The following is a 920-nucleotide window of genomic DNA, read 5'->3' as shown; positions in this document are numbered from 1 at the left end:
TATAGTCAATCTCACCTAAAAATGTTATAAACTAATTATTAAATCGAATTGCTATTATAAAGACCATGACTTACTCACTAGATTTTCGTATGCAAGTTCTTAAAAGCTTAGACGAGGGTATGACCTTTGCTGCGGCGGCTGAGTTTTACAATCTGAGCCCAACCACTATACAGAACTGGAAGCGGCGTGTTCACAGTAAAACAACCAGACAAACCAAACCTTATAAAATACCAGATGAGGTGCTACTTAATGATGTTAAAGAGCATCCCGATGATTACCAGTATGAGCGAGCACGTCGTTTAAACTGTAGTAAAACAGGCATTTATCATGCCTTAAAGCGCCTTGGTATCAGTCAAAAAAAAGACCTTGGAACATCCAAAAGCCTGTCTGATAAAAAGAGCAAAGTATCACAGTAAGCTTAATAGCTTTACGCAGCAAGGCTACCCCATTGTGTACATGGATGAAAGTGGCTTTGAGGCTGAAACTATTCGTTCTTATGGCTATGCACCGATAGGCAAACCTTGCATTGATAGTTACAACTGGCAAGCAAAAAAACGAACCAACGTTATCGGTGCTCTGTATGAAAAGATGTTGTTTGCACTGGATTACTTTAAGCACAACATCAACAGCAGCATATTCTACGACTGGTGCAAATACACGCTTATCCCAAGCCTTAAAACTAAATGTGTTATTGTCATGGATAATGCTCGGTTTCATAAAAGCAAACGTATCCAAAAGCTACTTAATAGACATGGTCATCGTATTCTATGGCTGCCGCCTTATAGCCCTGATCTAAACCCTATCGAGAAAAAATGGGCTCAAGTGAAGTTTCTACGCCAAGGCTGGTTGGAAAATGACTTATCCAAATTGTTTTATGATGTTTGTCCTAACCATAACAATTTTATTTTGAACTAACTATA

2 protein-coding genes are annotated in these 920 nt (G+C 38.6%); both read left to right on the top strand.

Annotated elements, in window-relative coordinates; all coding sequences use genetic code 11:
• Window positions 1-89: 89 nt before the first annotated feature.
• Window positions 90-416, top strand: coding sequence for an IS630 transposase-related protein (locus EI164_RS16410; RefSeq protein WP_318779570.1), 327 nt, complete (start codon window positions 90-92; stop codon window positions 414-416).
• Complete coding sequence (locus EI164_RS16405) at window positions 343-915, top strand: IS630 family transposase (protein ID WP_192521032.1); 573 nt, start codon at window positions 343-345, stop codon at window positions 913-915. Before EI164_RS16410 ends, EI164_RS16405 begins: the two co-directional genes overlap by 74 nt.
• The last annotated feature ends 5 nt before the right edge of the window (window positions 916-920 follow it).

The sequence above is a fragment of the Psychrobacter sp. FME13 genome (assembly GCF_014861395.1).
GTDB lineage: Bacteria > Pseudomonadota > Gammaproteobacteria > Pseudomonadales > Moraxellaceae > Psychrobacter.
Note: the sequence above shows the minus strand (reverse complement) of the source record. Positions and strands in the feature narration are given on the sequence as shown.

Coding starts and splice junctions, on each gene's coding strand:
- EI164_RS16410 (WP_318779570.1), top strand. CDS start 90: ATGCAAGTTCTTAAAAGCTTAGACGAGGGTATGACCTTTGCTGCGGCG.